Source organism: Dehalobacter sp. (assembly GCF_030063005.1).
Classification (GTDB): Bacteria; Bacillota; Desulfitobacteriia; order Desulfitobacteriales; family Syntrophobotulaceae; genus Dehalobacter; species Dehalobacter restrictus.
On record NZ_JAPDHR010000032.1, the window covers coordinates 1 to 6,813 of the forward strand.

8 protein-coding genes are annotated in these 6,813 nt (G+C 45.6%); 7 read left to right on the forward strand and 1 reads right to left on the reverse strand.

Annotated elements, in window-relative coordinates:
- Window positions 1–132 precede the first annotated feature (132 nt).
- Window positions 133–933 carry a flagellar motor protein gene (locus tag OKX56_RS09835; protein ID WP_015045321.1) on the reverse strand — a complete coding sequence of 267 codons (801 nt, stop codon included), beginning with the start codon at window positions 931–933 and terminating at the stop codon, window positions 133–135.
- 352 nt (window positions 934–1,285) lie between these two features.
- Between OKX56_RS09835 and flgM the strand changes: the two genes are divergently transcribed.
- The 7 genes from flgM to csrA all read left to right on the forward strand — a co-directional run bounded on the left by flgM (window position 1,286) and on the right by csrA (window position 6,560).
- Window positions 1,286–1,570 (forward strand): flagellar biosynthesis anti-sigma factor FlgM, encoded by a 285-nt coding sequence (gene flgM / locus OKX56_RS09840; protein ID WP_019225326.1) that lies wholly within the window; start codon window positions 1,286–1,288, stop codon window positions 1,568–1,570.
- Complete coding sequence (locus OKX56_RS09845) at window positions 1,571–2,056, forward strand: flagellar protein FlgN (protein WP_019225327.1); 486 nt, start codon at window positions 1,571–1,573, stop codon at window positions 2,054–2,056.
- A gap of 116 nt (window positions 2,057–2,172) precedes the next feature.
- Entirely contained in the window at window positions 2,173–4,290 is a 2,118-nt protein-coding gene (gene flgK, locus OKX56_RS09850) for a flagellar hook-associated protein FlgK (protein WP_019225328.1), read from the forward strand.
- A gap of 21 nt (window positions 4,291–4,311) precedes the next feature.
- Complete coding sequence (gene flgL, locus OKX56_RS09855; RefSeq protein ID WP_287896325.1) at window positions 4,312–5,232, forward strand: flagellar hook-associated protein FlgL; 921 nt, start codon at window positions 4,312–4,314, stop codon at window positions 5,230–5,232.
- A 21-nt stretch (window positions 5,233–5,253) separates the two neighbouring features.
- Window positions 5,254–5,817: a DUF6470 family protein gene (locus OKX56_RS09860; RefSeq protein WP_019225330.1), complete on the forward strand. Its 564-nt coding sequence runs from the start codon at window positions 5,254–5,256 to the stop codon at window positions 5,815–5,817.
- Between the two features lie 41 nt (window positions 5,818–5,858).
- Window positions 5,859–6,296, forward strand: coding sequence for a flagellar assembly protein FliW (locus tag OKX56_RS09865; RefSeq protein WP_019225331.1), 438 nt, complete (start codon window positions 5,859–5,861; stop codon window positions 6,294–6,296).
- Window positions 6,297–6,560, forward strand: coding sequence for a carbon storage regulator CsrA (gene csrA, locus OKX56_RS09870; RefSeq protein WP_019225332.1), 264 nt, complete (start codon window positions 6,297–6,299; stop codon window positions 6,558–6,560).
- Window positions 6,561–6,813 lie beyond the last annotated feature (253 nt).

Below are 6,813 nucleotides of genomic sequence, written 5' to 3' on the forward strand. Positions count from 1 at the left end.
TACTGGTATTATTGGGTTTGTGGTTATTCTCATTATACCAGATTTGGTGGTTTCCTTGTTGTATTTAACCATACTTTCAAAGACTTTCAAGGTTTCAACCTACCCGACAGGGTGGGAAAGTTGAGTACTTTATTAATAATTCACTTCACTGGCTTCAAATGCACCTTCAAATTTGGTTTCTTTTTCGGGCATATAACCGAGGTGAGTTTTGAGTTTTTCTTTCAGGATCGCGGGGTTCTCCCCGGATTGAATCGAAATAATCCCGTCAAGAATCATTTCCATGGTCTGCACTTCCATTTGGTTTTTTATTTTCAGCTTGGCTGCGATCGGCAGATAGACCAGGTTAGCCAGACAAACACCGTAGAGGGTAGCAATAAAGGCTGCGGCAATCGAACCGGAAAGACTGTCGGGGTCCGTCAGATTACCAAGAACGTGAACTAGCCCCATGACTGTTCCGATAATCCCCAAAGTCGGGCTGTAGCCGCCTGCAGACTCGAAAAAGGTGATCCCAACCTTATGTCTGTTTTCCAAAACAGCAATATTTGATTCCAGGATGCTTCTGGTGATCTCCGGGTCTGTACCGTCAATAACCAGCTGCATGCCCTGTTTGGTGAATTTGTCATCGACGGTTTCCAATTCCTGCTCAAGGCTTAAAAGTCCTTCCTGACGGGCTTTCTCGGAAAAATGCACTAGGGTGAAATAGGCTTTCTCCACACCGAAGGATTGATTCATAAAAGCAATTTTTAACCATTTGGGCAATTTCTTAAGCTCGTCTAAAGGGATACCGATTACCGTAGCGCCCAGTGTGCCGAAAACAACAATAAATATGGGAGATACAGCAAACAAAGAACCAAGATGCCCGCCTTCTAAGACAAAACCGAATAAGATACCGAAAAATCCCAGGACAAGCCCCAAGATGGTAGTTATATCCATTGACCGATGTTCCTCCTGTGCAATCTTCATTAATAACTGCTTTGCAGATAATTCTTCATATACGTTTATATACTATTAATAACGTAATTCTTAACCGAAAACATTAGGGTTTTTGATCGTCATTTATCAAGCCAACCAATATTATACAGCATTCTGCCGGATAATGACACGAGAAAGATTATACCAATTTTTATTATTGGGTATAATAGCTTGATATTTAGATATATTAAGAGTTACTCGGAGATAATTGACCATAATCAACCCTAAAAGGTATTCAGATTGCTGAGCTGCTGGACGATAAGAAAACTGTATATCATTAAAAAAAGATAAAACAGTCAGGTTGGTGAATGTAATGAAAATAGATAGTGCTTCGATTTCCCCCGTTGGCAGTGTCCAGGCTGCTACCCGGGTATCTCAGATAAGTAAGGTCAATACGGTTTCGCAACAGGATCAGTTGGCCGTATCCGAAAATGCGCAGGTTTTTCAAAAGCTGTTGCAAAAAATAAAAGATATGCCGGACATCAGGGAAGACAAGGTCACGGCAATTTCGGAACAAATTGCAAATTGTGAATTTAATCTTGATGCGGCTTCTATTGCCGAAGGAATTCTTTCTCCAAACGGGATGGAGGGGAAATAAGTGGCGGAATATGTGGCAGGTCTGGAAAATAACCTACGGCAGCAAATTGCTTTCTATCGCCAGTTGACCGAATTAGAACAAGAAAAGCAGAAAGCGCTCGTAGACAATGTGATTGAGAAAATAGAAAGCATCACCGCTCAGGAAGAAAAAATTCTGCTCGAAGTCGGACAGTTGGAAGAGGAAAGACTTTACTGGGCAGATTTTTTTGGCAGAGAAACCAACAAAAACATTGAAGATATTACCCTAGCGGATTTATCCTCCAGTTTTCCGGCCTTACAATCGGTAAGACTGGAACTGGAGTCCGTTATCGGTGAATTAAAGAGTTTGCATGAAGTGAATACCCAACTGTTGGAGAACGCTGTCAAACTTGTTAATTTCACGGTCCGGCTGCTGACGAACGATCGACAGGCGACTTACAGCAATCCCGGTGACAAAGCCAATAAGAGCCATCAAACCGGTGTAAAAATCATCGATAAAAGTATTTAACTTAAAATAACTGATTGGCCGGCTAAAGTTGTTTAACGGTCTTAACGATAATTAGCTATCCGTAAGATATCCGTAAAATGAAACGCGATTGAATACAGTGCAGAGGAGAAATCGTTATGTATTCAACCTTTTTTGGCTTAGAATTAGCGAACAGGACACTCAGTTCCCAGCAGGCCGCCCTTGGCGTTGCCGGACATAATATTTCCAATGCGAGTACCAGCGGTTACTCCCGTCAGATCGCGGATCTCAAGACAGCAATCCCGTTGACCGTTATGGCCGGAGGGAAATTTCTGACATTGGGGACGGGATCAGCCATGGATACGGTGACCCGCGCCCGGGATTCATATTTGGATCTTCAGTTCAGGTCTGAAACATCCAAATATGAATATTGGTCGGGGAGGCAGAGCACGTTAAGCTTAGTGGAAAGTATGGTGAACGAGCCGTCAAGCTACAGTCTTAGCAACGACATGAACAAATTCTGGAATTCATGGAGCGTATTGGCCAATAATCCGCAAAATGCCGGAGTACGCACATCTTTAATTGAACAGACCAAGACGCTGGTGGATACGTTCCACCATATGGAGATACAGATTTCTGAAACTCAGAATGATCTGGACAGCAGTGTCAAAGCGGCAGTAACGCAAATTAATACCCTTGCCGAGCAGATCCGATCGCTGAATATCCAGATTAAAAATTCCGAGGTTGCAGGGGATAATCCCAATGATTTGAAAGATCAACGGGACAGTCTTGTCGATAACCTATCAAAAATTGTGCCGGTACGGGTCATCGAATCGAGGGATCCTGCTTTTACAGACCGCCAGGTCAATAATTATAAAGTGATCATCGGCAATGAAAACGATCCTAATAATGTCTTGGTTGACTTTCAGGCGATACGCTATCTTCAGAATCCGCCTCCGACCGTGGATGGATTCAGCAGGGTCGTCTGGGCTGATTCAGCTTCTGCAGTGGTTGATACCGGTTCAGCGATTGGTACGCCGCTAACGATCAGCGATGGCGACCAGATTGCAATCAATATTGACGGAACCAGCTATACAGTCGATCTGTCAAGTATACGCGGAACCTATGACGGAACAGCCGGTTATACCTTGACAGATTTGGCCGCTAATTTGCAAACCGCTATTAACAATGTTTCGGGACAGCCCGATGTCTCAATCGCCTACACCGGGGGGCATTTGACCATTACCTCGGGCACGTCCGGCGGCACTTCGCTTATCGCGTTGGAGAATGTCACCGGCAGCCTGGGCCGCTCATTTCATGATCCGGCCGCTCTGACGGCTGATCCCGCCAATACTGGATCTGTAACGAGTATGACGGCCTTGGGAACGTATACAGGTAAAGGGAATACGCTGACGGCTACGTATAATGGAACGACCAGTACCTGGGAATTATCGGATAATGGGATTCCTGCAGGCGCCACTACCGGCCTTTCTATGGCCGGAATCACCTTAACGGTTGCCGGAGCACCTGCCGATGGCGACACATTTACCCTTGACCTAACGGTAAATGACAGCATGACGAGCTTAGGCTTTTCGACCAACGTCGCCAGCAACTGGGTAGACCTCGGTACGAATATGGGGCAGCTTGCTGCCAACCTGGACATGCGCGATCATTACATAGAAAGCGTCCGCTCGCGCTTAGATACCCTGGCGAAAGGCATCGCCAATGCCGTTAATGTTCTCCATCGCACCGGCCAAGGGCTTGAGCTGGAGACCACGGGAATTGACTTTTTTACGTCAAGCGACGGCTCGGATATTACGGCTGCCAACATTGAAATTAATGCAGTGCTGCAAGCTAATTACAATCGAATTGCCACCGGGATAAAAACCAATCCTTTGGAAATCGGAGACAGCAGTGTTGCCTTGGCGATTTCTTCGCTTGCCAACAGCTGGACGGGTTTGAAGACCGCTATCGGACAGAATGTCTTTGGTCAAAATGGAGCAAATCCTGTCGACGCTACTTCTTTCGGGGATTTCTACGGTGCGATGATCACGGATCTGGGAGTCAATGCGCAGCAGGCCGAAAGAATGACGGAAGGACAATCGGTCCTTGTGGAACAGATGTATACCCAGAGAGAAATCCTTTCCGGCGTTTCCCTTGATGAAGAAATGACCAACATCATCAAATACCAAAAAACTTACAGTTCAGCAGCCCGATTTGTAACCATGCTGGACAGCATGTTTGATAATCTTATTGCCATGGGAACCACCAAATAATTCAGGAGCAGGTGAGTAAAGATGCGGGTGAGCAATAATATTCTATCGCATAATCTATTAAGAAATTTGGAGCAATCGAATAAGAAAATGGTATTGCTGCAGAATCAGCTTTCTAGCGGTAATACAATTACGAAACCATCGGATGATCCTGTAGGGACAGAAACTGTCATTCGCATCAACAGCACGATATCCTCGATGGAACAATGGAAGAATAACGCCAGTGAAGCGACTTCCTACCTGGAATCCAGTGAAAGTGTACTGAGCGGTATGACGGCCATGCTACAGCGGATCAGGGAGCTGACGGTACAGGGTGCCAATGGTTCCCTTTTCAATACGGACCGCTCCCAGATTGCCAAAGAAGTCGATCAGCTTAATATGCAGTTCCAGGTCATGGCGAACAGCCAGGTGAACTCGAAATATATTTTTTCCGGCAGCAAGATTGATACGCCGCCGATTCCCGGCAGTGCAACCGTACCTTTTACTTTGACGCAATGGGACGGAAACGATAAAGTGATTGAATTTGAGGTTGGACCCAATGTAAATATTGGGGTCGCTATTGAAGGAACGAAACTTTTTGGGATTACCTACAATGCCGACAATACAGAAAATTCTTCCTTTTTCAATACCTTGAACAAATTAAGTACCTCGCTTAGCAGCGGCAATGAGACCCAGATCAATGAAGCTTTGGATGAGATCGACGGCCATTTGGATAACTTCCTGGCTCTGCGGTCCGAATTAGGGGCCAGAACCAACCGTATGAGCACGATCAGCGATCAGCTTGTCAATAATACGATTAACCTGAAGCAGAACCTTTCCGACCTTCAAGATGCCGATATGGCTGAAACGATCATGGAATTCAACTCGGTTAATAATACCTACAAGGCGGCTTTGTCGGTCGGCGCTCAGATCATTCAGCCTTCCCTGGTTGATTTCATGCGGTAAGTGACGTAAGGATGTGCCGAAATGATTGATTTGCAGATTCACCGGCAGCCTGCCCAGCTCGGGCTGGATCTGAAAAAAGCGAGTTACGACTTGAATATCAGAAAAGCAGAAGTCTCCGTTCAGCAAAAAGAAGCGGAAATCGATCTGCAGCGCACCTATCCGGATGTGCAGGTGGATACTTCTGCCGTACGGCAGTCTTTGGGTTATGGCGGTCCGGAATTCCGGGCCTTTGCGTTTGCCGATGAAGCAGAAAGCAGCTATCTGGCGAATCTTGAGAGAACGGTTCAGACAGGCTATGCTTTCGCCGATACCTCCAATCAAGCGACCATCCCCGAGATTGTCATCCGCTCCATGGAACCGCCGGAGAAACAACTCGCTGTGGTTCCGCTTCCCTCCATCCAAATGATCGGCCAGCCTGGGACTTTAGAACTTCGGGCGCAGCTCGGAGGAACGGATACACAGCTCGAGGATTGGGGCGGCGTCAGGATAGAGGATTTTTCCCTGCCGCTGATGAAAGTCTATTGGGAACAAGAGCCTTACTTGAAGATTAAGGCCGTTGGTCAAATGTTTGATGTGAAAAAATAAGTAATGAAGAACGCCAGATAAATCATGAAGGAGTGAACGATATGAGCCGGACGCTGATCCGTTTTCCCAAAGGAATTCCGGGATTTGAAGGATATTTCCAATACCACCTGATGGAAGAAGAGAATTCCCTGCTAACACAATTGCTGTCAGCCGAGGATGTCCATGCCCGTTTCATCATTGTCAGACCGCAAATTTTCTTTCCGGATTATCTTTCGACCGTTGATTTGGGGCAAGAAGAGGCAGAGCTTCTGGAAGTTACTCCGGACGACAAGCTCGAAGTCTGGGCGATCCTGACGCTGTGTCAACAGGATATGCAAAAGACAACCATCAATCTGCGCGCGCCAATCGTTATTAATCGCCGAACCGGTAAAGGCGCGCAGTTTATCCTGAGTAAGGACAGCTTATTATCCAGACAACCTTTATTTTCTGAACTCGAGACTGATTGTAATGAAGGTACCATGGAAGGGGTTGTTGGCTGAATGCTCGTATTGTCCAGGAAAATCGATGAAAAGATCATCATTAACGATAACATTGAAATCACGATTGTGTCTGTCTCCGGTGATCAGGTACGCATTGGTATCAACGCACCGAAGGATGTCAAGATTCTGCGCAGTGAAGTGCTGGAAGAAATCGAGAAACAGAATCAGGAAGCTTCTCTTGCCACTGCCGGAGATGAACAAAATACAAAAGCGGTCTTAGAAGAAATGCTTCAAACTAGGAGAATAGGGAAAGAAAAGAAATAATTCAATAACTCAACTTTCCCACCCTGTCGGGTAGGTTGAAACCTTGAAAGTCTTTGAAAGTATGGTTAAATACAACAAGGAAACCACCAAATCTGGTATAATGAGAATAACCACAAACCCAATAATCCAGTACTTTGGAGGTTTCCTATGACCAGTATTATACCAGATTTGACGAGTAACGAAAATGCTGTTTCCTCACGAATCGATCAATATTTTATCCAGAATTCATTTTCCAAGCTCCTTAAACGTTGCA